At 66.7% G+C, this 22,204-nt stretch carries 22 protein-coding genes; 9 read left to right on the forward strand and 13 right to left on the reverse strand.

Annotation, left to right across the window (positions count from 1 at the left end; translation table 11 throughout):
* Window positions 1-158 precede the first annotated feature (158 nt).
* The 6 genes from IEV87_RS09265 to IEV87_RS09290 are packed head-to-tail and all read right to left on the reverse strand — an operon-like array spanning window position 159 to window position 5,239.
* Window positions 159-1,019, reverse strand: coding sequence for a ferredoxin--NADP reductase (locus IEV87_RS09265; RefSeq protein WP_188477356.1), 861 nt, complete (start codon window positions 1,017-1,019; stop codon window positions 159-161).
* A gap of 60 nt (window positions 1,020-1,079) precedes the next feature.
* On the reverse strand, window positions 1,080-1,454 hold the full coding sequence (locus IEV87_RS09270) for a DUF934 domain-containing protein (protein ID WP_188477357.1): 375 nt from the start codon (window positions 1,452-1,454) through the stop codon (window positions 1,080-1,082).
* Entirely contained in the window at window positions 1,451-2,209 is a 759-nt protein-coding gene (locus IEV87_RS09275; protein WP_229737505.1) for a phosphoadenylyl-sulfate reductase, read from the reverse strand. Before IEV87_RS09275 ends, IEV87_RS09270 begins: the two co-directional genes overlap by 4 nt.
* Window positions 2,202-3,890, reverse strand: coding sequence for a nitrite/sulfite reductase (locus tag IEV87_RS09280; RefSeq protein WP_188477358.1), 1,689 nt, complete (start codon window positions 3,888-3,890; stop codon window positions 2,202-2,204). The genes IEV87_RS09275 and IEV87_RS09280 overlap by 8 nt, the downstream gene beginning before the upstream one ends.
* 42 nt (window positions 3,891-3,932) lie before the next feature.
* Complete coding sequence (locus tag IEV87_RS09285; RefSeq protein WP_188477359.1) at window positions 3,933-4,244, reverse strand: DUF2849 domain-containing protein; 312 nt, start codon at window positions 4,242-4,244, stop codon at window positions 3,933-3,935.
* Window positions 4,244-5,239, reverse strand: coding sequence for a siroheme synthase (locus tag IEV87_RS09290; RefSeq protein ID WP_188477360.1), 996 nt, complete (start codon window positions 5,237-5,239; stop codon window positions 4,244-4,246). The genes IEV87_RS09285 and IEV87_RS09290 overlap by 1 nt, the downstream gene beginning before the upstream one ends.
* A 146-nt stretch (window positions 5,240-5,385) precedes the next feature.
* On the opposite strand from IEV87_RS09290, the gene IEV87_RS09295 reads away from it, so the two are divergent.
* On the forward strand, window positions 5,386-5,847 hold the full coding sequence (locus tag IEV87_RS09295) for an Lrp/AsnC family transcriptional regulator (protein WP_188477361.1): 462 nt from the start codon (window positions 5,386-5,388) through the stop codon (window positions 5,845-5,847).
* Window positions 5,848-5,912: 65 nt separating this feature from the next.
* On the opposite strand, the gene IEV87_RS09300 is transcribed toward IEV87_RS09295, so the two are convergent.
* Entirely contained in the window at window positions 5,913-6,203 is a 291-nt protein-coding gene (locus IEV87_RS09300; protein ID WP_188477362.1) for a hypothetical protein, read from the reverse strand.
* 165 nt (window positions 6,204-6,368) lie between these two features.
* On the opposite strand from IEV87_RS09300, the gene infC reads away from it, so the two are divergent.
* Window positions 6,369-6,914 (forward strand): translation initiation factor IF-3, encoded by a 546-nt coding sequence (gene infC / locus IEV87_RS09305; protein ID WP_188478390.1) that lies wholly within the window; start codon window positions 6,369-6,371, stop codon window positions 6,912-6,914.
* An 89-nt stretch (window positions 6,915-7,003) separates the two neighbouring features.
* Here infC and IEV87_RS09310 read toward each other — a convergent pair whose 3' ends face one another.
* The 6 genes from IEV87_RS09310 to IEV87_RS09335 form a co-directional block, all read right to left on the reverse strand.
* Entirely contained in the window at window positions 7,004-8,008 is a 1,005-nt protein-coding gene (locus IEV87_RS09310) for a molybdopterin-binding protein (RefSeq protein WP_188477363.1), read from the reverse strand.
* 1 nt (window position 8,009) lies between these two features.
* The gene (locus tag IEV87_RS09315; protein WP_188477364.1) at window positions 8,010-8,975 is read right to left on the reverse strand and encodes an XdhC family protein; all 966 of its coding nucleotides are present in this window, start codon (window positions 8,973-8,975) and stop codon (window positions 8,010-8,012) included.
* A 375-nt stretch (window positions 8,976-9,350) separates the two neighbouring features.
* Window positions 9,351-11,243 (reverse strand): OmpA family protein, encoded by a 1,893-nt coding sequence (locus IEV87_RS09320; RefSeq protein ID WP_188477365.1) that lies wholly within the window; start codon window positions 11,241-11,243, stop codon window positions 9,351-9,353.
* Window positions 11,244-11,339: 96 nt separating this feature from the next.
* On the reverse strand, window positions 11,340-12,596 hold the full coding sequence (locus IEV87_RS09325) for a vWA domain-containing protein (RefSeq protein ID WP_188477366.1): 1,257 nt from the start codon (window positions 12,594-12,596) through the stop codon (window positions 11,340-11,342).
* 66 nt (window positions 12,597-12,662) lie between these two features.
* Window positions 12,663-13,031 (reverse strand): VOC family protein, encoded by a 369-nt coding sequence (locus IEV87_RS09330; RefSeq protein WP_188477368.1) that lies wholly within the window; start codon window positions 13,029-13,031, stop codon window positions 12,663-12,665.
* Window positions 13,028-13,936: an AAA family ATPase gene (locus IEV87_RS09335; RefSeq protein WP_188477370.1), complete on the reverse strand. Its 909-nt coding sequence runs from the start codon at window positions 13,934-13,936 to the stop codon at window positions 13,028-13,030. Before IEV87_RS09335 ends, IEV87_RS09330 begins: the two co-directional genes overlap by 4 nt.
* 233 nt (window positions 13,937-14,169) lie before the next feature.
* Between IEV87_RS09335 and IEV87_RS09340 the strand changes: the two genes are divergently transcribed.
* From IEV87_RS09340 to pyrC, 7 genes are all read left to right on the forward strand, one after another.
* Entirely contained in the window at window positions 14,170-15,231 is a 1,062-nt protein-coding gene (locus IEV87_RS09340; RefSeq protein WP_188477372.1) for a glycosyltransferase family 2 protein, read from the forward strand.
* Entirely contained in the window at window positions 15,228-15,887 is a 660-nt protein-coding gene (locus IEV87_RS09345; protein ID WP_188477374.1) for a sulfotransferase, read from the forward strand. Before IEV87_RS09340 ends, IEV87_RS09345 begins: the two co-directional genes overlap by 4 nt.
* Window positions 15,884-18,232 carry a glycosyltransferase family 2 protein gene (locus tag IEV87_RS09350; protein ID WP_188477376.1) on the forward strand — a complete coding sequence of 783 codons (2,349 nt, stop codon included), beginning with the start codon at window positions 15,884-15,886 and terminating at the stop codon, window positions 18,230-18,232. Before IEV87_RS09345 ends, IEV87_RS09350 begins: the two co-directional genes overlap by 4 nt.
* Before the next feature lie 2 nt (window positions 18,233-18,234).
* Window positions 18,235-18,990, forward strand: coding sequence for an FkbM family methyltransferase (locus IEV87_RS09355; protein WP_229737506.1), 756 nt, complete (start codon window positions 18,235-18,237; stop codon window positions 18,988-18,990).
* Window positions 18,991-20,049: a glycosyltransferase family 2 protein gene (locus IEV87_RS09360; RefSeq protein WP_188477378.1), complete on the forward strand. Its 1,059-nt coding sequence runs from the start codon at window positions 18,991-18,993 to the stop codon at window positions 20,047-20,049.
* A 142-nt stretch (window positions 20,050-20,191) separates the two neighbouring features.
* Complete coding sequence (locus tag IEV87_RS09365; RefSeq protein WP_188477380.1) at window positions 20,192-21,112, forward strand: phosphoadenosine phosphosulfate reductase; 921 nt, start codon at window positions 20,192-20,194, stop codon at window positions 21,110-21,112.
* Window positions 21,113-21,157: 45 nt separating this feature from the next.
* The gene (gene pyrC / locus IEV87_RS09370) at window positions 21,158-22,195 is read left to right on the forward strand and encodes a dihydroorotase (RefSeq protein ID WP_188477382.1); all 1,038 of its coding nucleotides are present in this window, start codon (window positions 21,158-21,160) and stop codon (window positions 22,193-22,195) included.
* Window positions 22,196-22,204: the final 9 nt, after the last annotated feature.

Here is a 22,204-nt window from a genome sequence, read left to right on the forward strand (position 1 = left end):
TGAAAGATGTCATCCACTCTGCTGTCGTTTTCGGTCCGGACCCGAAGCTCTCCCCGGCCAGAGATCCTCGGCTCAAGTCCGACGATGAGGCCAAGATATTACCCGGTGCAGGCGCGGGGCGGGCTTCAGCCAGCCGTCGCCGCTGCACCGCTCTCACATCAATCCACGAACGCCTTCTCGACCACGTATTCCTTCGGTTCGGAATTCGCACCCTCGCGCAGACCGAAGCCTTCCAGCAGTTCCTTGATCTCAAGGTTGAAGGCCAGGTTGCCGCAGACCATGGCACGGTCCGTATCCGGGTTGATCGGCTCGATCCCGAGGTCCGAGAACACTTCGCCCGAGCGCAGCAGGTCGGTGATCCGCCCCATCTTCGCGCTCTCTTCCCGCGTTGTCGTCGGGTAGTAGCGCAGCTTGGCGAGGTTTTCCTCCCCGATCAGTTCCACCAGCATCTCGTCGGTGCGGATGCTTTCGATCAGGTCGGCGCCGTAGGTCAGTTCCCCGACCTCGCGGCAGGTGTGGGTGATGATGACCTCGTCATAATCCTCGAAGGTCTGCGGATCGCGCAGGAGGGAGGCGAAGGGCGCGAAACCCGTGCCGGTGGCGAAGAACCACAGCCGCTTGCCCGGCAGGATCGCGTCATGCACCAGCGTGCCGACGGGCTTGGGCCGCAGGATGATCTCGTCCCCGACCTGGATGTTCTGCAGGCGGGAGGTCAGCGGGCCGTCCTGCACCTTGATCGAGTAGAACTCAAGCTCCTCGTCCCAGGAAGGCGAGGCGATGGAATAGGCGCGCAGCAGCGGGCGGCCATTGTCGCCCATGAGGCCGATCATCACGAACTCCCCCGACCGGAAGCGGAGCGAGGCCGGCCGCGTGCAGCGGAAGGAAAACAGCCGGTCGGTCCAGTGCTTCACGAAGGTCACGGTCTGCGCGTCCGGCAACGCAGGGGCCTTGGGGGCCTGCGCAACGGGTTGCGGGTCGGATTGTTGGTTATGCTGTTCGGGCACGAGGGTCTCGGTCATATGTCACAAGGGCGTCTGTCGCCCCTCCTCTAGCGTTCCGGTCGGGTTTGTGAAAGCCTTTCAGCCCGCGCGCAGGCGCGACTGATAGTCGTGGGCGCGCCAGTCGGCACGGAATTTCCACTGGTCTGCGGGCTGGCGGGCGGCAAGGTCATCGGAAATCTCGACCTCGTCGAACCCGGATCGCCGCGCCATCGCATATTGGTCTGCGATGACATGGCCCTTTGCCCGCAGTTTGCCGCCAAAACCGCGGCGGCGCAGGACGCGGGCGATGGTAAAGCCGCGCCCGTCGGAGAAGCTGGGGAACTCCACCCGGATCAGTTCCGCCCCGGCGAAATCGACGGTCTCCGGGTCGATGTCCGAGGGCAGGTCCAGCGATGCAAGCCCCTCTGCCCAGTCAGTCGTGGCAAATCCTTCATCGGTGACGATCACGCTCATGCTGCCGGTCCTCTCACCATTTTTCCGTTCACGAAATGAATGCCGCATTCTTCCTTGTCCTGGCCGCGCCAGCGTCCGGCGCGCGGGTCCTCACCCGGCTTGACCGGAGAGGTGCAGGGCGCGCAGCCGATGGAGGGATAGCCCTTCGCCACCAGCGGATGACGCGGGAGGCGGTTGTCCTCCATGTAGGTGCGGATGTCCTCGGGCGCCCAGTGGGCCAGCGGGTTGACCTTGATGCGATGCGGGCCGTCGGCCTCGAAGAACTCGAGCGCGGCGCGGGTCGATCCCTGGAAGCGTTTGCGCCCGGTGATCCATCCGTCGAACTGCGACAGGGCCTTCTGCAACGGCCGCGTCTTGCGCAGGTCGCAGCAGCTGTCGGTGTCGCGCAGGTGCAGCGTGTCGTCGGGGTCTTCCTTCGCCAGCTCCAGAGGATTGGCGCGGATGACGCGCAGGTCCTTCAGGTGCAGGCGTTCGGCCAGTTCCCTCTGATAATCCAGCGTTTCCTGGAAAAGCATCTGCGTGTCGATGAACAGAACCGGCGTTCCGGGGTCGACCATGGACACAAGGTGTAGCAGAACGACCGATTCAGCGCCGAAGGAGGAGACGAGTGCGATACGTCCCGCCTCCGGGTCGCGCAGGGCACCCTCCAGCACCGCCGTCGCGCCGTGGTGGCGGTAGCGATCGTTCAGCGCCCGCACCCGGTCGGCCTGTTCGGGCAGGACCGGGGCGGCGAAATCCATTGCGGCTTCAGGCATGGGCCTCGGCCTTCTCTTTTTTCGCCGCCTTGTCCTCGGGGTAGAGGGCGGCCTTGAAGGGATCGGCACCGACGCGACGGTAGGCCATGAGGAAGGTTTCGTCCTCGTCCTCGCGCAGATCGAGGTAGGCGCGCACGATGCGTTCGATGGCGTCGGTGATTTCGTCGTAAGCGAAGCCGGGGCCGGTGCGTTCGCCAAGCGATGCCTCTTCCGTGCCATCGCCGCCGAGGGTGATCTGGTAATTTTCGACCCCCGCCCTGTCGAGCCCGAGAATACCGATATGGCCGACATGGTGGTGCCCGCAGGCGTTGATGCAGCCCGAGATCTTGAGCTTCAGCGGGCCGATGTCGTGTTCCAGCTTCAGGTCCTCGAACCGCTGCGCGATCTCCTGCGCAACGGGGATCGACCGGGCCGTCGCCAGCGCGCAGTAGTCCATGCCCGGGCAGGCGATGATGTCCGAGATCAGGCCGACATTTGCGGTTGCCAGGTCAGCGGCTTTCAGCGCGGCATGGATCGCTGGCAGGTCGGAGCGGTGGACATGCGGCAGGATGACGTTCTGCTCATGGCTGATGCGCAGTTCGTCATGGCCGTACTTTTCGGCCAGATCGGCCAGCAGCCGCATCTGGTCAGAGGTCGCGTCGCCCGGCGTGTCCCCGTGCTTCTTGAGCGAAACGGTGACGATCGCATAGCCCTCCGCCCGGTGCAGGGCGAGGTTGGTGTCGGCCCAGGCGCGGAACACGGGGTCGGCCTTTCGCGCCTCGTCATAGGCGGTGACAGGGGCGTTGCGGAAGGCGGGCGGGGCGAACTGCGCCTCGATCCCGGCCAGCATCTGCTGATCGACACCGGTGAACAGCGGGCGGATCTCGGCAAATCGCGCCTCGACCTTCTCGCGCATGGTGTCGATCCCGTTTTCGTGCACGGTGATCTTGATGCGGGCCTTGTACTTGTTGTCGCGGCGGCCAAGCGTGTTGTAGACGCTGACGATGGCCTCCATGTAGGGCAGCAGGTCCTCTTTGGGCAGGAAATCCCGGATGACCTTGCCAATCATCGGGGTCCGGCCAAGACCGCCGCCGACAAGTACCTCGTAGCCGGGTTCCCCGGCGGCATTGCGGATCATGCGCACGCCGATGTCATGGGCGCGGGTCACGGCGCGGTCGTTCGGCGACCCGGTGACCGCGAACTTGAACTTGCGCGGCAGGAACTGGAATTCGGGGTGATCGGTGGACCACTGGCGCAGCAGTTCTGCCACGGGGCGCGGATCGGCGATCTCGTCCGCCGCGGCCCCGGCGAAGTGGTCGGCTGTCACGTTGCGGATGGTGTTGCCGGAGGTCTGGATGGCGTGAAGCTCCACCTCCGCCAGCGCGTCGAGAATGTCGGGCACGTCCGGCAGCTTGGGCCAGTTGTACTGGATGTTCTGACGGGTGGTGAAATGGCCGTAGCCCTTGTCCCACTTGTCCGCGATCATCGCCAGCTGCCGCATCTGGGCCGACCGCAGGGTGCCGTAGGGAATGGCGACGCGCAGCATGTAGGCGTGCAGTTGCAGGTAAAGGCCGTTCATCAGGCGCAGCGGGCGGAATTCGTCCTCGGTCAGCGATCCGTCGATGCGGCGGGCGACCTGGGCGCGGAACTGGGCGTTGCGCTCGGCCAGGAAGGCGGTGTCAAAGTCGTTGTAGCGGTACATGTGCGGGCTCCTTGGCGGCTGGCTTGGGGCGGTTGTCCCGGATCAGGTCCGGGACAGGTCTTCGACCTGCTTGCCGTGGAAATAGTTGGAGGGGCCGGTGCGCCGGAAATCCTCGCGGAAGTGGGTGGGTTCCGGGCCGTTGTCGCCGGCGACCATGTCGACCAGGTAGGCGCCGACGATCTCGGACTGGCGGCGGGAGGCGTCGAGCAGCCGGACCTCGGCGATGGCCTCATCGGTGATGAGTTCGGCCTCGGAAAGGTTGCGGGTCCAGCGATCGTCCTCGGTCAGATAGACGACGTCGCCCTCAAGCAGGGCGTTGGCGGTGACGACTTTGGGAGTGAAGGTGCGGGGCATCAGGCCTGCTCCTGTCTTGGCATGGCGGGGTCGGCGGGAAGGCCGGGGATCAGGGTCACATCGGGGCCGGCGGCACGGATGGCCGCGGCAAGGGCATCGCTACAGGGCCGACATGACAGATAGAGGACATGGCGCCCCCCGGCGGCCCGCTGCGCAAGAAGCTGCGGAAGCGGCGGCACGGTCGCGGTGTCGTGCAGTGTCAGGATGTCGGCCTCGCGCCGGGCGAGCTCAAGGACGGCGGGCGCAATGGCGGCGTCATGCACCACCACATCAACCTGATCGAGCGCGCGGCGGGTCTTCATCACGAGCAGGTCGGGATCGTCTGACCCGGTCCAGGCGAGCGTGACGCGCGCCCGCGTCCCCTGCCCCGCGAGATGCCGGTCGAGCAGAGCGGAGAGCGCCGTTTCGGGATTGGTCTGCTCCGCATGGGCTTTCGGGCCGGCGCGGTCAAACCAATCCGCCCAGAAGGCGCGGCGGGCCTCGCCATGCGGGAGCGCCTCGGCGCGGGTGCGGAACGCGGCAGCGGCCCTGGCCAGCGGCCCGGTCGAGGCGGGCAACTGTTCCTCGAGCGCCGCCTTGATCCTGCGGGCCAGCACGGGCGCGGCGCCTTCGGTACCGATGGCGACGGTAACGGGCGCGCGATCCACCATGGCGGGCGTGATGAAGGCAGAGGCCGCGAGGTTGTCGACCACGTTGACCAGAACGCCGGCGGCGCGGGCGAAGGCCTCTGTCCGGGCGTCCATCGCGTCGTCCTCGTCCGCCGCATAAACCAGCGTCGCGCCGGTCAGGTCGCCGGGGCGCAGGGCGCGGCGGATCAGCACCAGACGCCGCTGGCGGGCCCAGGTCTCGATCTCGGGCGCGGGGGCGTCGGCGTAGACCTCGATCCGGGCCGGGGTCTTCATCAGCAGCCGCAACTTGGCCAGCGCCGCAGCCCCGCCGCCCGACAGCAGGACACGGGTGCCCGCCATGGAGAGGAAGATCGGAAAGTGCTGCATCTGGCGGGCCTTCTTGCGCAGGATTGACTTCCCTAGAAGATAGAAAATAATTCCCCCTTGGCACCAGTATGCTGCCCGAATAAGGACAGCGTTCCGGACAGGCGGATCAATCGGGTCGGAATCCCGTGAAGCAAAGGGAAATCGGAATGGCGGACCGGATGGACGAACTCGACCGGAAAATCCTTTTGCAGCTGCAGAAGGACACCACCCCGTCGATCGAGGAAATCGCCCGCTCCGTCGGGTCTTCGAAGACGCCGGTCTGGAACCGGATCCGGAAGATGCGCGAGAAGGGAATCATTACGAGGGAGGTGGCGATCCTCGACGCCGACGCGCTTGGGTTCGAGGCCTGTTTCTTCGTTCTGATCCGCACGTCCGAGCATGACGCCGGGTGGCAGAAAGCCTTCCTGAAGGCGCTGCGCGAACGGGCAGAAGTGCAGGAGGCGCATCGGCTGGCGGGCGACATCGACTACATCCTGAAAGTCCGGGTTCCGAATGCGCGCGCCTATGACGTGTTCTACCAGGCTCTGATCTCGGAGGTGAAAATCCACAACGTGACGGCGCTGCTGTCGATGGAGGAGATCAAGTCGACCACGGCTCTGCCGTTGTAGCCCCCCCGACCGCAGCCAGAAAAGCTGACCCTGTGGCGCGGGGCGGGCGTTGGCGCAATGCGGGGCTATTTCACCGGCACCGGCTCCAGCCGGAGGGGACCGCCCGGTTCCTCGCTTCGCGCAGGAGGGCGGTCGGCGGCGATGGCGCGTGGGTCGCCGGGGCGATGGTCGGGCGTTTCACCGGCCGAAAAGACGGCCGCGCCAAGGGCCCTGCGGATCCGCTCCGCGTCCTCGGGTACGCCGGGCGCGGTCTCTGCCGGGCGGGTCGCGTGTCGCATCGGGGCGGGCAGCAGCGTCGCGGCCAGCACGCCGGCGGCCAGCGTCAGCACCATGAGAACCATCCAGTTGCGATCCATCCCGGTCCTCCTGCCGCCGAGGGTCGCGCCCGATTCCGGACACTGCGGGAGGCTAGCGGATTTTCCGGCGGCAGACGAGCTTTCCCCGATTTGCCGCTTGAAAGAAGGCCTTCCCGGCACTAATTTGCACGCTCACGAAACATTGGCCATAAGAGGACCAGAAACATAGCTCGCAGACCCCACAACGCGCCGCCGACCCGCGACACCGGCCCCCGCGTCAACGACCGAATCCGCGCCCCCGAAATCCGGCTGATCGGCGCGGAAGGCGAAAACCTCGGCGTCGTCACGCCCGAACGGGCCATGGAACTGGCCGACCAGGCCGAGCTCGACCTTGTCGAGATTTCCCCGAACGCGACGCCGCCCGTCTGCAAGATCATGGACTTCGGCAAGTTCAAGTATGAACAGCAGAAGCGCGAATCCGAAGCCCGCAAGAACCAGAAGGTCATCGAGGTGAAGGAGGTGAAGTTCCGCCCCAACACCGACACACATGACTATCAGGTCAAGATGCGCTCGGTCGAGAAATTCCTCGGCAATGGCGACAAGGTGAAGGTCACCCTGCGCTTCCGGGGCCGCGAGATGGCCCACCTGAACCTCGGTCGCGAACTGCTTGAACGGGTGGCGGAAGACATCAAGGAAATAGGCAAGGTCGAGAACATGCCGAAGATGGAAGGCCGTCAGATGATCATGATGATCGGGCCGATGTCGAAGTAAACGGCACGGGCTTGTTCAGCCCCGTCTGACACGAGCCGGCCCCTGGGCCGGCTCTTTGCTTTTGCGGGGATCGGTCCACCTGGAGGGGATCACGTCCGCTGGCGCGTCCTCGGCTGCGGGCGGGTCGGAATCTCCTTGAGCAGCCCGCCGACTCCCATTCCCGCAATGTCGTCGGCGGTCACCGCCACCCCGCAGACCACGCGCGACAGAACCCAGTCGGCCCCGTTCAGAGCGGGGGAGCGGGCGCATCCCGGCAGGCCGATCACCGGCCTTTCGCCAAGTGCACCGATGAACAGCAGGTTGCCCGGGTCCACCGGCATGCCGAAACGGTCCACCCTGCCCCCGGCGTCCCGCAGGGCCTCCGGCGCGACATCGTGCGGGTCTGAGGTGGCGGAACCGGTCAGGATCAGCGTCAGGTCCGCCTGTGACGGAGTGGCAAGCGCCTGCCGGATCGCGTCCTGCCGGTGCGCCACGGTCAGGACCTCCTCCAGCGTCAGGCCAAGCGCGTTCAGGCGGGTGCGGATGGCATCCACGCCCTTCTCCCCGGCCCCGCCGGGTATCTCGGTGACGATCAGCTGGGCCGTTTGCAACACCGGTGGCAGCAGGCGGATCGCGGACGCTCCGCTCAGAAGCGCCTCTGCCTGTTCCACGGCCTCGCCGGGAAGGGCGTAGGCGATGATCTTGACGGTCGCGACCATCCCGCCAGGCGTCATCTGCTGGAAGGGCGGAACAGTGGCGAGGGTGAGCATGGGATCGATGCGGTTCAACGTATCCAGCCGGGCGCGGTCCAACATCACAACCCCCGGACCGCGCGCGATCAGGTTGACGCGGCCGGTGAAGGGGGCCGTGACCTCCAGCCCCGCGTCCGACCCCGGAACCAGCGCGGCGGCAATACGCGCGGCGGCCTCGTCCTCGCCGATGTCGCCGGGCTCCGGGCGGGCGACGATGACCTCGGACAGACCGATGGCGCTGAGCGATGCGACATGCGCCGCGTCCAGCCGCTGCCCCTTGCGCAGGCGGCCCTTCTGCAGGGCGACCGAATGGGCCAGCACAGCGCCCTCCGCTTCCGCCAGCGGGACGGGGCCGAATTTCACCTCAGGCTCCCTTGCGCAGGACGCGGGTGATCTCCGCCATCACGGCAACGGCGATCTCGGACGGGGTGGCGGCGCCGATGTCGAGCCCGACCGGGGCGTGGATGCGGGCGATTTCGTCCTCCGTGAACCCCTTCTGCGACAGCCGCTGGACCCGTTTGGCGTGGGTCCGGGTGGAGCCGAGCGCGCCGATGTAGAAGACGCCTGACCGAAGGCCGATCTCGAGCGCCGGGTCGTCGATCTTGGGGTCGTGAGTCAGCAGGACCAGCGCCGTGCGACTGTCGAGCTTGTCGCTTAACACCTCATCCGGATAGGCGTCCATCACCGTGTCGCCCGGAAAACGCGCCTGTGTCGCGAAGGCCGGGCGCGGGTCCACGATCAGCGGGTCGTAGCCCGCCAGCCGGGCGATCGGCGACAGGGCCTGCGCGATATGGACCGCGCCGACGATGGCCATGCGCAAGGGCGGGTTGTGGATGGCTACGAATGTTGCGCCATCCTCGTCAAAGCCGGAGCGGTCCATGCGGAAACGTTCGGGATAAGCCTCTGCCCCGACGACGCGCCGTTCCCAGGTCTTCGTGTCCACGACATAGGCGACGGGGCGACGGGCGGCGCGCGCGGCGACGAGATCGGCGAGAACCGACTCGGGCAGACCATGTTCCGCTCCAATCGGCTGAAGCTTGATGCTGATGGTGCCGCCACAGGCCAGCCCGACAGCAAAGGCGTCGTCGTCGGACACGCCATAGGTCAGCAGGCGGCTCTCTCCGGTTTCCAGCGCCTCGAAAGCCTCGGTCACCACGGCGCCTTCGACACAACCTCCGGAGACGGAGCCGGCCAGGTCACCATCCCCCGACACAGCGAGAACCGCGCCGACGCGGCGGGGGGCGGAGCCCCAGGTCTCCACCACCGTCGCAAGGGCCGCGCCCTTGCCGGCGCGATGCCATTCCAGCGCCTTTTCGAGTGTGCCGTCCATGCCGGGGTCTCCTTCCTGCGCAGACCCGCGGAAGGGCCGCATGGCCCATATGTCGGGTTTCCGTCCGGCGGGTTCAAGGAAATCTTGACCAGTTTGCCCGAGGATGGAGTCGCGGCCCCGGCTTCACCCTTTCCGGAGCATCTTTCCCCAGAGGGGTCGCGCCTAGGCCGGACAGGACCCCCTGCCCGGCCATTTCGCCGCCCTGCGTGACGCGGGGCGGAGGGGGCGGAAGCCTCCGGCGGGGATATTTTCAAAACCAAAGAAGGGCGGACGACTCCACCCTTCTTTGGTTTTGAAAATATCCCGGGGGAGCCCGCAGGGCGGGGGCAGAGCCCCGATCCGGCGCGAGCCGGACCGGAGCGCTGCGGGTCGGGGTCAGCTGTCGGTCAGCAGATCGGTAATGCGGCGCACGGCGGCGCGGCGGTTCTCGCGTTCCGCGCTGGCGGTCCGGACTTTCAGATCGGCCTCGCCGTAGCCCTGCACCACCATGTTTTCCGGCGGCACGTCGAAGTATTCGCTCAGCGCCAGAGCCACGCTTTCCGCGCGCCGGTCCGACAGGGCGAGGTTGTAGCTGGCGGAGCCGACGGCATCGGTGTGGCCCTCGATCAGAAAGACCTCGCGCGGGTTTGCCTCGATCCGTTCGCGCATCAGGGTGCCGAGCGTGGCAAGGTCCTGCGCTTCCTCGGGGCGGATGACGGCGGAACCGGTTTCGAAGTTGATGCTGTCGACGTCGATTTCAGGCACCAGCTGGCGCACCGCATTGATGTTGCGAACCTGGCTGAGCGAGAAGCGGCGGTCGACCTGTTCGGGCAGGCGCGCTTCGAGCGCGGCGCGCAGTTCGTCTTCCTGCGCCTGCTGGAAGTTGATCGAATTGCGCGACTGCGTGACCTGCGGCAGGGTATTCACGTCGACCTGCTGCGCAACCTGCGTGTCGTCGAACAGGATCACGGCGGAGCCATCCGGCAGGATGCGCGTACGACGCAGCACGGTGCCGTCGGCGGCACGGATCGTTTCGATCTGCACGCCGTTCTCGCGGGTTGCCACGGTGCGGGTGGAGCCGTCGCTGAAGGCATAGGTCTTCACGTCGGTGCCCGGCTGGAACATCAGCGTGTCGTCGTTTTTCAGCACCTTGTAGCTGCCGTCCTGCTGCTGCACGACCACCCGGTCACCGGAGTTGGAGACAACCTGGCTGCCGTTCTTCAGCATGGAGCCGACAGCCAACGCACCAAGGCCGATCAGGGCCGCGCGGCCGAATTCGTCGAGCCCGGATTTCTGCTGCGTCTGTGCAGTCGTGGCTGACTCCGCACCGGCTGTCGTCGCGAATTCCTCCGAGGACGACCGCGCGGTGTCTTCGGTCACGGTTTGCTCGACGACCTCCGCGGCTTCGGCGTCGGCCTCGCTGGCGGTGGCGGCCATGCTGGTGGTCTGCGCCTCGGCCGATGCGGCTTCGGTCGCGGCCTGGCGGGCGGCCTTTTCCTCGGCGCTTTCAGAGCTCAGGGCGTCCAGTTTCTTCTGCAGCTCCTGCACCTGGGCTTCGAGCTGGTTCTGGTCGCCCGTCCCGGCCGCGGGGGCGGTTTCGGCAGTTGCGGTGTCCGGCGTCTGGTTACCCGACACCTCCGCCTCGGTCCGCGCGGAGGCCTCGGCTTCGGTCGTGGGCTGCGTCTCGGGCGCGGCTTCGGTCGTGGCCGCACTTTGCGTATCCGTCGAGGCCTCTGCCTGCGGGGCGGGCGCTTCGGCCTGCGCGTCACCCTGGGCCGTGGTTCCGGCGGTGGCCTCCGGTGCCGGTTTCGGCACGGCAGCTTCGCCCTGTTCGCCGCCCTGCGCGGGGGCCTCGGCAGTGGCTTCGGTGTTGGCTTCGGTGTTGGCCTGCGCGTTGGCTTCGGCTTCGTCCGCGCCGGTCAGTTTCTCGATACCGCCGGTCACTGCGCCGACGGCGCGGCCGAGCATGGACTTGTCTTCTGCCGTGGCTTCGGGTGCGGCAGCTTCGGGCGCAACCTGGGCTTCGGCCTGCGCTTCGGGCGCAGCTTCCTGCTGCACAGGGGCTTCGGCCTCAGCTTCCGCGGTCGCGGTGGTCGCAGCCTCTGCCTGGGCCTTCTGGTCCGCCAGCTGCTTGCGCAGGGTGTCGAGTTCGGCCTCGGTCATGCCGGAAGTGTCGACGTTCAGTTCTGCCTCAAGCTCGGCTGCAGTCTGGGCGAGGGCCATGTGGGGCACGGCGAGGCTGAGGCTCAGCACGATGGCTGTGGTCGATTTCAGGAAATTGGGTGTCATAGTCTTGGTCCTTTCCATGCCGCGAACACGCGGGATTGAAAGGGCAACGCCGGGTCGGGCCGGGAAGTTCAATGTTATCGGATAGCGGCCGCGATTTCATGACCTTAGGGCGGCGATCAGGCGGTCCCTCTCGCCCCTGTCGTCGGGGCGGGAGAGGGCGGCGGCAAGGTCTTCGATCGCGGCGACGGAATGCCCGGCGCGGAAGCTGTCGACATGGGGCAGCATGGCAGCGATGCCGCGGGCCCGGGGCGCGAAGCCGTCCCACCTGAGCAGCGGGTTCAGCCAGATCAGGTGGCGGGCGGAGAGTTGGAGGCGCTGCATTTCGTGTGCGAGCGCGCCCGGATCGCCGCGGTCGAGCCCGTCGGTAATCAGCAGCACCACCGCCCCCTGCCCCATGACCCGACGGGACCAGTCGCGGTTGAAGCTGTGCAGGCAGTCGCCGATGCGGGTGCCGCCTTCCCAGTCCTGCGCCTCCGCCCCGGCAGCGGCGAGGGCCTGATCGACATCGCGGGTGCGCAGGTGGCGGGTGATGTTGGTCAGGCGGGTACCGAAGGTGAAGGCATGGACCTTGGCCCATCCCGCGCCCTTTTCGTTAGCGACGGCGTGCAGGAAATGCAGCACCATGCGGGAATATTGCGACATTGAGCCGGAGATGTCGCAGAGCGTGACCAGCGCGGGCCAGCGGTCGCGCGGCTTCGACCGGACGAGCGTGCGGAGGTCGCCGCCCTGGCGCATGGCTGCGCGCAGGGTGCGGGCGGCGTCGATACGCGCGCCGCGGGGGGAGGCCAGGCGGCGACGGGTCTTCAGCGGCTGCACCGGCAGGGTCAGCTTGGCCAGCATGCGTCTGGCGCGGGCGATCTCTTCGGTCGACATCTGTTCGAAGTCGAGCGAGCGGAGGCGCTCCTCCTCGGACATGGTGAGGGAGGCGTCGATTTCGATCCGGGTCTCTTCCTCGGGCGCCTCACGCTCCGGCGCGGGCTGGTCGGCACCGTCGAGCAGAGCCTCGGCGGCGCGCTTCTCTCCGGCTTCGGCGATGCGCTCTTCCTGCACGCCGCGGATGGCGGGCAGCATCATGGACATCATCTGCTCCATGTAACGCGGGTCGCGCCAGTAGAGCCGGAAGAGTTGAGAAAAGACCTGGCGGTGTTCCGGGCGGGAGACGAAGCAGGCGTGCAGGGTCCAGTAGAAGTCGCGTTTTTCCGTAAACCCCGCGGCCTCGACCGCGCGGATGGCGTCGAGCGTGCGGCCGGGGCCTATGGGCAGGCCGGCCTTGCGCAGGGCGCGGGCGAAATGGGTGATGTTGTCGGCGAGCTTCGGATTGTCCGGCAGGTCGAGGTCGGGATATTCAGGCATCGGCGCGCCGCGGGGGATTTTGCATCCCCCGCACCCCCAGCAGAGTATTTGCCGCAAGATGAAGGGTCATGGGTAGCGCGAGATCTCGATCAGGTTTCCGTCGGGGTCGTTGAAGTAGACCGAGGTGAAGGGACCGCGCGCGCCAGTCTTCTCAACCGGACCTTCGGTAATTGCGACGCCGGCGGCGGATAGGCGGGCGACGGTGTCTTCGGGGGCGAGATCGGTCAACAGGCAGAGGTCGCCGCAGCCGATGGCGGCGTGGTTTCGCGTTTCCTGTCCCAGGGACTGGAGGTTGATCTTCTGATCCCCGCATTGGAGCGCGATGCGGCCCTTTCCGAAGCGGACGATGTCGAGACCGAGCACGCGGTTGTAGAAGACGGCGGCGGTTTCGGGGTCGCGCACGGTCAGAACGAGGTGGTCGATGCCGAGGATCATGCGGGAGCCAGGGTGGCGCGGGCCTCGTCCAACAGGCGCTTGGCTTCCGACCCTTCGAGTTTCGCAATATCGTCCTGGTATTTCAGCACCGCACCTAGCGTATCGGCGATGGTCTGAGGCGAAAGCGAAATGACGTCGAGCGCCAGCAGGCATTTCGCCCAGTCGATCGTTTCGGCCACGCCGGGCTTCTTGAACAGGTCCTCTGTACGCAGGCGCTGGACGAAGGCGACGACTTCGCGGGAGAGCGCGGCGGAGGCTTCGGGGGCGCGGGCGGTCAGGATCTCCATCTCGCGGGCGAAGTCGGGGTAGTCGACCCAGTGGTAGAGGCACCGGCGTTTCAGGGCATCGTGCACCTCGCGCGTGCGGTTGGAGGTGACGATGACGATCGGCGGTTCGGGGGCGTGGATAGTGCCGATTTCGGGGATGGTGACCTGGAAGTCGGACAGCGCCTCCAGCAGGAACGCCTCGAAGGGTTCGTCGGTACGGTCGAGTTCGTCGATCAAGAGGACCGGAGGGCCTTCGGGATGGGGCCGCATGGCCTGCAGGAGCGGGCGTTCGGTCAGGTAGCGGTCAGAGAACAGATCGGTCTGCAGCGCATCGCGGTCGGCACTGCCGGCGGCCTCGGCGGTGCGGATGGCAATCATCTGCGCCGGGAAATTCCATTCGTAGACGGCGGACGCGGCATCCAGCCCCTCGTAGCATTGCAGGCGGATCAGGCGCCGGTTCAGCCCGGCGGCGATGGCCTTGGCGATTTCGGTCTTGCCGGTGCCGGGCTCGCCTTCCAGGAACAGCGGCTTTCCGAGGCGCAGCGCCAGGAACACAACCGTCGAAAGGGCGCGTCCGGCGACATAATTCTGCCGCGAGAGCATGGTCTGGACGGCCTCGATGGAACTGGGCTGGGTCATGTGGTCCTCCGCTCCTGCAGGATCTGCACGGGCGGGCGGCGTGGTCAAGGGCGCGAGATGTTGCGCCCCGGCGCGGCGCGGGGCCGAATGATTGACGAGGGGTGAGGCAAGTGCGAAAGTCCTTGCAACGAAACAAGGATGTTCCGGGCCATCGGCCGACCGGGGCGCAGGCGCGGCCGGGCAGGTCGGGTACAGATGCGAATGACCAGACCACGACGGGCGGGGATGCCGCCATGCGCATAACCGCCGTGACATGTGTGAAGAACGAAGGCCCCTTCCTGATCGAATGGGTCGCGTTCAACCGTGTCATCGGGGTGACAGATTTCCTGTTCTATTCCAACGACTGTTCGGACGGCACCGACCGGCTGCTGGATGCGCTGGCGGCTGCGGGGGTGGTGCAGCACCTGCCGAACCCGGCGCAGGGGCGCAACTACCAGATGGAGGCGCTGAAGGACGCGCGCAATCATCCGGTGGTGAGCGAGGCCGACTGGGTCTGGATCGCCGACGTGGACGAATTCCTGAACATCCATGTGGATGACAACACCCTGCCCGCGCTGATCGCGGCCTGCGGCAACCCGCAGACGATTTCGGTGCATTTCCAGTTCTTCGCCAATGCCGGCGTGACGGCGTTCGAGGACCGGCCCGTGATTGCGCAATTCTCTCGCAGCCACAACCCGGACATCTGGTGCGGTGAGCTGGCAATCGAGGTCAAGAGCCTCGTGCGCAAGGACTTTCCGCTGCAATACTATGGCGCGCACCGGCCGTTCTTCCGGGCCAAGCTGGCGCCGAAGAAGCGACCTGCGTGGACGGACGGATCGGGGCGACCTGTGCCGCACAAGTTCCTCGTCGCCGCCAACGACCGGCGTATCCGCAAGTTTCCGGCGCAGGGTGCGCGGCAGTTCGCGACGCTGAACCATTATGCGCTGCGCTCGCTCGACAGCTATCTCGTCAAGAACGACCGGGGGGACGTGAACCGCGAACACCGGGCCTTTGACGACACCTACTGGCGGGAGCGGAACGACATGTCCTGCGAGGACCTGTCGATCCAGCGCTACCTGCCCTCGCTCGCCGCGGAAACCGCGCGGCTGATGGCCCTGCCGGGAGTTGCCGAGCTTCACGAGGAAGCCTGCGCGCGACACCGGGCGCGACGGGACCAGCTGCTGGAACAGGCGGAGTATCAGGCGATGAGGGCACAGCTGATGAAGGCGGGCACGATGTCCCCGGCGGAGGAGGCGCTGCTGGCGGTGCTTGGCCTGCCGCCCCTGCCCTCTCCGTTTGCGGAGGCGGCGGAATGACTCCGCGCCTGCGCGTCGTGAACCTGGGCCTGCCGAAGTCGGGCACCACCACGCTTGGCCGGGCGCTTGGCCGCGCGGGGCTCAAGACAGTGGACAACCGGGTGCATCACGACATGACCGAGAAGGAAGAGATCAACGGCCTCTTTGTCGGGCATCTGATGTACACGGATTACTACACCTCAGGCGATCCGCTGGCCCAGCTTGAGGAGTTCGACGCGTTTGGCGAAATCTCGGTGCTGCAGGACGGCAATTCCTGCTGGCCGCAGATGGATTTCGGGCTGATCGAGGCGATCCGGACGCACCATCCGGGCGTGAAGTTCGTTGCCAGCTGGCGGGACGCGGCGAAGCTGGCGGAGTCGATGAAGAACTGGAAGAACATGGTCGCGCGGCTCAAGCGGAACGTGGTGCCGGGGCTGCCGACCGGGTTCGGCCGGCCCGAGGGTCAGCGCATCCGCTGGATCGAGGCGCATTACGCCTTTCTCGACCGCATCTTTGCCGGGGACCCGACCTATTTGCGGCTGGACATGGCCGCGCCGGACGCGCCGGCCCAGCTTGGCAGGCACATCGGGCGCGACATCCCGTGGTGGGGTCAGGCGAACCGGAACCGCAAGGCGGGTGTCGCGGGTGACGATGCGGAGCCGACGGACGCCGCATGAAGATCCACCTGCATATCGGGCTGGAAGGCTGCGGCACGATCCGCCTGCAAGAGGTGCTGGCCGAAAAGCGGTCGCAGCTTGAGGGCAAGGGCGTGCTGTTCCCGCGCTCGCCCGGTGCGCGCAACCATACGCGACTGTTCATGGCGGCAAGCGCGCCGGAACAGGTGGATCCGCTGCGGCACAGCCGGGGGTTTGCCGATCCGGCGGCCCAGGCGGCGCTGCGCGATCAGCTGGCGGACGGGCTGGCGAAGGAGGTCGCGAAGGCGAAGCCCGATGTACTGATCCTTTCGGCGGCGCAGTTGGCCTCGGGGCTTGCCACGCGGGCGGAGCTTGAGGGGCTGCGCGATCTGCTGGCCCCGCTTGGCGGCGAGGTCACAGTGACCGCGCATGTGGACGAACCGGCGCGGGTACTGGCGCGGGCCTATGCCGAACAGGTGATGGAGGGGCGCGCGCGCGGGCTGGACCTTGAACTGAAGGCGACGCGGGCGAAGGACTGGTGGCGGGCCTGCCTGTCGGCCACACCGGACCCTGCTCCGGAAAAGGGGTTGTTCCTCAGGACGCAGGCCCCGGCCTTCTGGCTCGACTATCCCGCGCTGGTGGCGCATTGGGACGCTGTTTTCGGTGCCGGATCGACGCGGCTGCGCAGCTATGATCCGCAGGCTTGGGCGCGCGAGGACTTTACGGGTGAGCTGCAGGCCGCCTTCGACATCCGCGACCAGATCGGCAAGGCGCAGCCGTGGGAGCCGCCCGAGGAGCCCTCGGCCGAGTGGCTGGCGCGGGCGCGGCAGATGAACGCGCTTCTGGTGCGGCTGCTGGCGCGCGGAGAGCTGGCGATGCCGCGTCAACTCTGGAAGAAGTTCCTGGACGAGCTGAAGGTGGACGGCCCGCCGGTCGATCCGGCCTCGCTTTTCGCGGTGTCGGCGCATTTCGCGGCGCGAAACCGGGCGCTTTGCGATGCGCATCCGGCGCTCAGCCCCGAACTGATGCATCCGGCCGCACCGGCAGAACCGTGGCGCGAACCGCCGCCCCGCATGGGCTTCCGCGCCTCGCAATACCTTCTCGCCTGGCTCTGGCGGATCGAGCGCGCGACGGCGGAGCAGGCAAAGGCACAACAGGCGCCGGAGTCCGAAGTCGCCCCTGCCCAGGAAGTCGCGGACGGGATCACGCCGGAGGCGCGCAGGGTCATGTCTCCGCAGGCGGTAGAGAAGTTCCGGTCGCTGCAGGGGTCGTCGTTCAAGCCGCACAACCGGATCGGGCGGGTGAACGAGGAAGAGCTGGCCGAAGCCTTCGCCGCAGTCCCGCCACGCGAACTGCCCAAGGGCAGCAGCGGCCGCGTCATCGTGGGCTGCATGAAGAACGAGGCGCCCTACATCGTCGAATGGATCGCCTATCACCGCGCCGTCGGTTTCGACACCTTCCTGATCTACACCAACAACTGCACCGACGGGACGGACGACATCCTCAAGCGGCTCGACGCCATGGGGATCGTGCATCACCGGGACAATGACGGCTGGACGGGGAACTCTCCGCAGCAGTTCGCCCTGGACGCGGCGCTCGAGGAACCGGTGCTGCAACAGGCGGAATGGATCGCGCATATCGACGTGGACGAATTCGTCAACATCCGCTGCGGCAACGGCACACTGGACGATTTCTTTGCGCTGGTCCCGCAGGCGACCAACGTGGCGATGACCTGGCGGCTGTTCGGCCATGGCGGGGTCACGGCGCTGGCCGACCGGCCCGTGATCGAACAGTTCACGCAATGCGCACCGAAATACTGCCCCAAGCCGCATACGGTCTGGGGTTTCAAGACCATGTTCCGCAACATCGGGGCCTATTCCAAGCTGTCCTGCCACCGACCCAACAAGCTGGAAGAGGACCGCGCGGGCGATGTCGTCTGGGTCAACGGCAACGGCATGGTGACGACGAAGGAAATGATCAAGAACGGCTGGCGTAGTTCCAAACGCTCCATCGGATATGATCTGATCCAGTTGAACCACTACGCCCTGCGCTCTGCCGACAGTTACCTGGTGAAACGTCAGCGCGGCCGGGCGCTGCATGTCGATCGCTCCATCGGGCTGAACTACTGGATCCGGATGGACTGGTGCGACCACACCGACGTCACAATCCACCGCAACCTGCCCCGCCTGCGGGCAGAGATGGCGCGGCTGATGGCCGATCCGGAGCTCAAGCGCCTGCATGATGCGGGTTTCGCCTGGCACAGGGCCAAGGCGGAGGAGCTGCACAACACCCCGGAATTCCAGGAGCTTTACGATCAGGCCCTGTCGATCCGGCTGAATGAAACCGAACGCGTCGCCTATGCGCTGGCGCAGGACCTGGAGAGCTGAGCGTGAAATCCGCCTTCCCCGATCATTCCGAACAGTTCCCCGGATCCTCCGACCCGGACCTGCGCGCGCGGCTTGCCAAGGCCGGGCGGCCCAGCCACATCACCAGTTTCGGCGTGACCTTCCCGACCGACCTTCCGCCGATGATCCCGCGCATCCGCCGCGTGCTGGCCGCGAACGAATACGAGGAGAAGGAGACCAAGGCCGCACTGCGTGTCGTGCGGCGCGGCGACAAGGTGGTCGAGCTTGGGGCGGGCATGGGCTACATGTCCTCCATCGTCGCGGTGAACTGCGCGCCGTCAGAGGTGCATGCGTTCGAGGCCAACCCCGGCCTGATCCCCTGCATCCGCCGCGTGCATTCGGAAAACGGCATCGGCAATGCCACGGTGCACCATGCGCTGCTTGGCGATGCGGCGGGGGAAGCGACCTTCTACGTGCGCAAGATCTTTGTCGCCTCCTCCCTCCTGCCCGAGCCCGCGGACGACGTGACCCACACCGCCACCGTGCCCGTCCTGCCCGCGCGCGAGACTATCGCGAAGATCGACCCCGACATCCTGATCTGCGACATCGAGGGGGCGGAGCTGGACGTTCTGCCCATGCTCGACCTGTCGCGGCTCCGCGGGGCGATCGTCGAACTGCATCCGCAGTACATCGGGCTCAAGGGCGTTCAGGTGGTCTTCGACGCGATGAACGCGGCGGGGCTGGTCTACAATCCGAAGCGGTCGATCTCAAAGGTCGTCACCTTCTCCCGGCCCGAGTGAATGCGCTGCCTTGCCGTTCTGACGGTGCGCAACGAGGGCGCCTTCCTGCTGGAATGGCTGGCTCATCACCGCGCCTGCGGATTCACCGATTTCCTCGTCTTCTCAAACGACTGTCAGGACGGCACCGACCGGATGCTCGACAGACTGGAGGAGATGGGTGAGCTGACCCATGTCCGCAATGACGGCCCCTATGATCAGGGCGGAATCCAGTTCACTGCCTACAAGACCGCCGACCAGATGGACATCGTGCAACAGGCCGACTGGATCGCCACGCTCGACGTCGACGAGTTCGTCAACATTCATGCCGGGGACCATACCGTCCCTGCGCTGCTGGCCGCGCTGCCGGAGGCCGACGCGATCACCCTGACGTGGCGGCTGTTCGGCTGCGGCGGCGTCGCGCAATATGTCGACGCGCCGGTGACGCAGGTCTTCACCAGGGCCGCGCCGGCGGTGATGTACTGGCCCTGGCGCTCGGCCATGTTCAAGACGCTCTACCGAAACGACGGAACCTACGGAAAGCTTGGCGTGCACCGCCCCCGCTCTCCCGATCCGGCCCGCGTCGGACAGGCGCGCTGGTTCGATGGCGAGGGGCGGGAACTGGACGACAAGTTCCGCACGCAGCGCATCTTCTCGAACTACGGGCGGTCCAATTATGCGCTCGTGCAGCTGAACCACTACCCGCTTGGCGCGATGGAGAGTTACGTGCTCAAGGCCGACCGGGGGCGCGCGGTGCATTCGGACCACATGCTGGGCGTCGACTACTGGGTGGAGAGGAACTTCGTGCAGGAAGAGGACCGGTCCATCGCCGCCCTCGCCCCGCAGATGAGCGAACGGCTGGCCGCCTACAAGGCCGATACACAGCTTGGCGCACTGCATGACGCCTCCGTGGCATGGCGCAAGACGCGCTTCGACGCGCTGATGCTGCAGGAACCTTTCCGCGCGCTGTTCGGCCGGCTGCTGATGACGCCCCCGACCCGCGCCGTGCCACTGAACGAGGCGCGGTTCCTCGTGCGCTACGCCACCCGCGCCCGCGAGGCAGGGGAGCAGGGCGAAGGCTGAGGCACGCCCCGCGACGGACGTGAAGAACGGACACGGGAAATTGCCCGCTGACGCGGCGGATTGCGGGGATCTTCCGGGCAAAGGTGTTAAGATCCGGCGAAGACTCACCCCGACTCGCGGACCACATGTACAGGGACACCCCATGGACGGCACTTTTCCCCGCAACGACCTCTCCGGACTGGCCAAGCCGGAATGGACCCGGCGCGTGATGGAGCAGGCCGATCTCGAGGGCGCGTCGGACCGGCTTGGCCGGTCGCATTTCGCCGCCTTCATCAAGTCCGGCCCGGTGTTGCTGGTCAGCTTCGAAACCGTGCAGGGGATGCGCGGGCTGACGGACTCCGCGCAGCCGCTTGGATGGCACCTGTCGCGCAAGCTGGGCTGGTCGCACCTTCTGCTGGCCTCGGACGGCGACACCTGGTTCCGGGCGGAGGAGGTCTATGCCTATTTCGACCAGCTGATCGACGAGGGCTTCTTCGAGGAATTCGAAACCGTCCTGTTCTATGGCGCGGGACCCTGCGGCTACGCGGCGGCGGCCTTCTCCGTCGCTGCGCCGGGCAGCACCGTCGTGGCGATCCAGCCGCAGGCCACGCTCGACCCGGATGTCACCGAGTGGGACGACCGCTTCACCCATATGCGGCGCACCGACTTCACCAGCCGCTTCGGTTTCGCACCCGACATGATCGACGCGGCGGCGCAGGTTTTCGTGGTTTACGATCCGCTGGAGTCGCATGACGCGATGCATGCGGCGCTGTTCACCCGGCCGAACGTCACCAAGCTGAGGATGCGCAACATGGGCGAGGCGTTGCAAAGCCACCTGCTGTTCATGAAGCGCCTGTTCCCGATGCTGCACGCCGCAGCCGAGGGGCGACTGACCCCGCAGTATTTCGCGACGCTGTTCCGCGCCCGGCGCAACCACCTGCCCTATCTTCGCCGCCTGCTGACCCGGCTGGAAAACTCGGACCGGCCGGGCCTGACCGCAATGCTCTGCCGCAACGTGACCGCGCGCTACCCGGCACCGCGCTTTGCCCGCAGGCTCAAGGCGCTGGAAAACCCGGAAGAGTAAGCCTGCCCCTTCCCTAAGGGCGCGCAACGGGGTAATCGCGGGGACATGACCCAGAGCCTCACGATCCGCCGCCCCGACGACTGGCACCTGCACCTGCGCGACGGTGCCATGATGCAGGCCGTGCTTCCCGAAACCGCCCGGCATTTTGCCCGCGCCATCGTGATGCCCAACCTCGTGCCGCCGGTGGTGACCGCCGCGCAGGCCGCCGCCTACCGCGACCGGATCCTCTCTGCCCTGCCCGAGGACATGGCCTTCCGGCCGCTGATGACGCTCTACATGACCGAGGACACGGATCCTGCGGATGTTGCTCGCGCCCACGCCGACGGAATCGCCACGGCGGTGAAGCTCTACCCGGCGGGGGCAACGACAAACTCCGCTTCCGGCGTGCGCGACTTCGACAAGGTCCGCGCCGTGCTGGAGAAGATGGCGGAGATCGGCATGCCGCTCTGCATGCACGGAGAGGTCACCACCCACGACGTCGACATCTTCGACCGGGAGGCGGTGTTCATCGAGACGGTTCTCGACCCGCTCCGCCGCGCCACGCCGGGGCTGCGCGTCGTGATGGAGCATATCACCACCGCGCAGGCCGCCGACTACGTCCGCGCGAACGACACCGGCCTCGGCGCCACGATCACCACGCATCACCTGATCATCAACCGCAACCACATCCTCGTCGGCGGGATCAAACCGCACTACTACTGCCTACCCGTCGCCAAGCGGGAGGAGCACCGCAAGGCACTTGTCACCGCCGCCACCTCGGGCGACGCACGTTTCTTCCTGGGCACCGACTCGGCTCCGCATCCGGATCACCTCAAGGAACATGCCTGCGGCTGTGCGGGCTGTTTCACCGCCACCAACACCATGCCCCTGCTTGCCCATGTGTTCGAGGCGGAGGGCGCGCTGGACCGGCTCGAAGCCTTCGCCTCCCTCAACGGCCCCGGTTTCTACGGCCTGCCGGTGAATGACACGACCCTGACGCTCACCAAATCCGATACACCAACAGCCTTCCCCGAGAAGATCGGCAGCGAGGCCGGACCTGTCACCGTTTTCGACCCCGGCTTCCCGGTCTACTGGTCCGTCTGACTTCATCTT

It is taken from the genome of Primorskyibacter flagellatus, assembly GCF_014638275.1.
Taxonomy (GTDB): Bacteria; Pseudomonadota; Alphaproteobacteria; order Rhodobacterales; family Rhodobacteraceae; genus Pseudooceanicola; species Pseudooceanicola flagellatus_A.

Bases quoted from the DNA above. Each gene is read 5' to 3' on its own strand.
- IEV87_RS09275 (WP_229737505.1), bottom strand. From the start codon at position 2,209: ATGCCTGAAGCCGCAATGGATTTCGCCGCCCCGGTCCTGCCCGAACAG.
- IEV87_RS09350 (WP_188477376.1), top strand. From the start codon at position 15,884: ATGAAGATCCACCTGCATATCGGGCTGGAAGGCTGCGGCACGATCCGC.
- IEV87_RS09320 (WP_188477365.1), bottom strand. From the start codon at position 11,243: ATGACACCCAATTTCCTGAAATCGACCACAGCCATCGTGCTGAGCCTC.
- IEV87_RS09300 (WP_188477362.1), bottom strand. From the start codon at position 6,203: ATGGATCGCAACTGGATGGTTCTCATGGTGCTGACGCTGGCCGCCGGC.
- pyrC (WP_188477382.1), top strand. From the start codon at position 21,158: ATGACCCAGAGCCTCACGATCCGCCGCCCCGACGACTGGCACCTGCAC.
- IEV87_RS09290 (WP_188477360.1), bottom strand. From the start codon at position 5,239: ATGCAGCACTTTCCGATCTTCCTCTCCATGGCGGGCACCCGTGTCCTG.
- IEV87_RS09360 (WP_188477378.1), top strand. From the start codon at position 18,991: ATGCGCTGCCTTGCCGTTCTGACGGTGCGCAACGAGGGCGCCTTCCTG.
- IEV87_RS09315 (WP_188477364.1), bottom strand. From the start codon at position 8,975: ATGGACGGCACACTCGAAAAGGCGCTGGAATGGCATCGCGCCGGCAAG.
- IEV87_RS09340 (WP_188477372.1), top strand. From the start codon at position 14,170: ATGCGCATAACCGCCGTGACATGTGTGAAGAACGAAGGCCCCTTCCTG.
- IEV87_RS09345 (WP_188477374.1), top strand. From the start codon at position 15,228: ATGACTCCGCGCCTGCGCGTCGTGAACCTGGGCCTGCCGAAGTCGGGC.
- IEV87_RS09335 (WP_188477370.1), bottom strand. From the start codon at position 13,936: ATGACCCAGCCCAGTTCCATCGAGGCCGTCCAGACCATGCTCTCGCGG.
- IEV87_RS09270 (WP_188477357.1), bottom strand. From the start codon at position 1,454: ATGAGCGTGATCGTCACCGATGAAGGATTTGCCACGACTGACTGGGCA.
- IEV87_RS09330 (WP_188477368.1), bottom strand. From the start codon at position 13,031: ATGATCCTCGGCATCGACCACCTCGTTCTGACCGTGCGCGACCCCGAA.
- IEV87_RS09365 (WP_188477380.1), top strand. From the start codon at position 20,192: ATGGACGGCACTTTTCCCCGCAACGACCTCTCCGGACTGGCCAAGCCG.
- IEV87_RS09265 (WP_188477356.1), bottom strand. From the start codon at position 1,019: ATGACCGAGACCCTCGTGCCCGAACAGCATAACCAACAATCCGACCCG.
- IEV87_RS09295 (WP_188477361.1), top strand. From the start codon at position 5,386: ATGGCGGACCGGATGGACGAACTCGACCGGAAAATCCTTTTGCAGCTG.
- IEV87_RS09325 (WP_188477366.1), bottom strand. From the start codon at position 12,596: ATGCCTGAATATCCCGACCTCGACCTGCCGGACAATCCGAAGCTCGCC.
- IEV87_RS09285 (WP_188477359.1), bottom strand. From the start codon at position 4,244: ATGCCCCGCACCTTCACTCCCAAAGTCGTCACCGCCAACGCCCTGCTT.
- IEV87_RS09280 (WP_188477358.1), bottom strand. From the start codon at position 3,890: ATGTACCGCTACAACGACTTTGACACCGCCTTCCTGGCCGAGCGCAAC.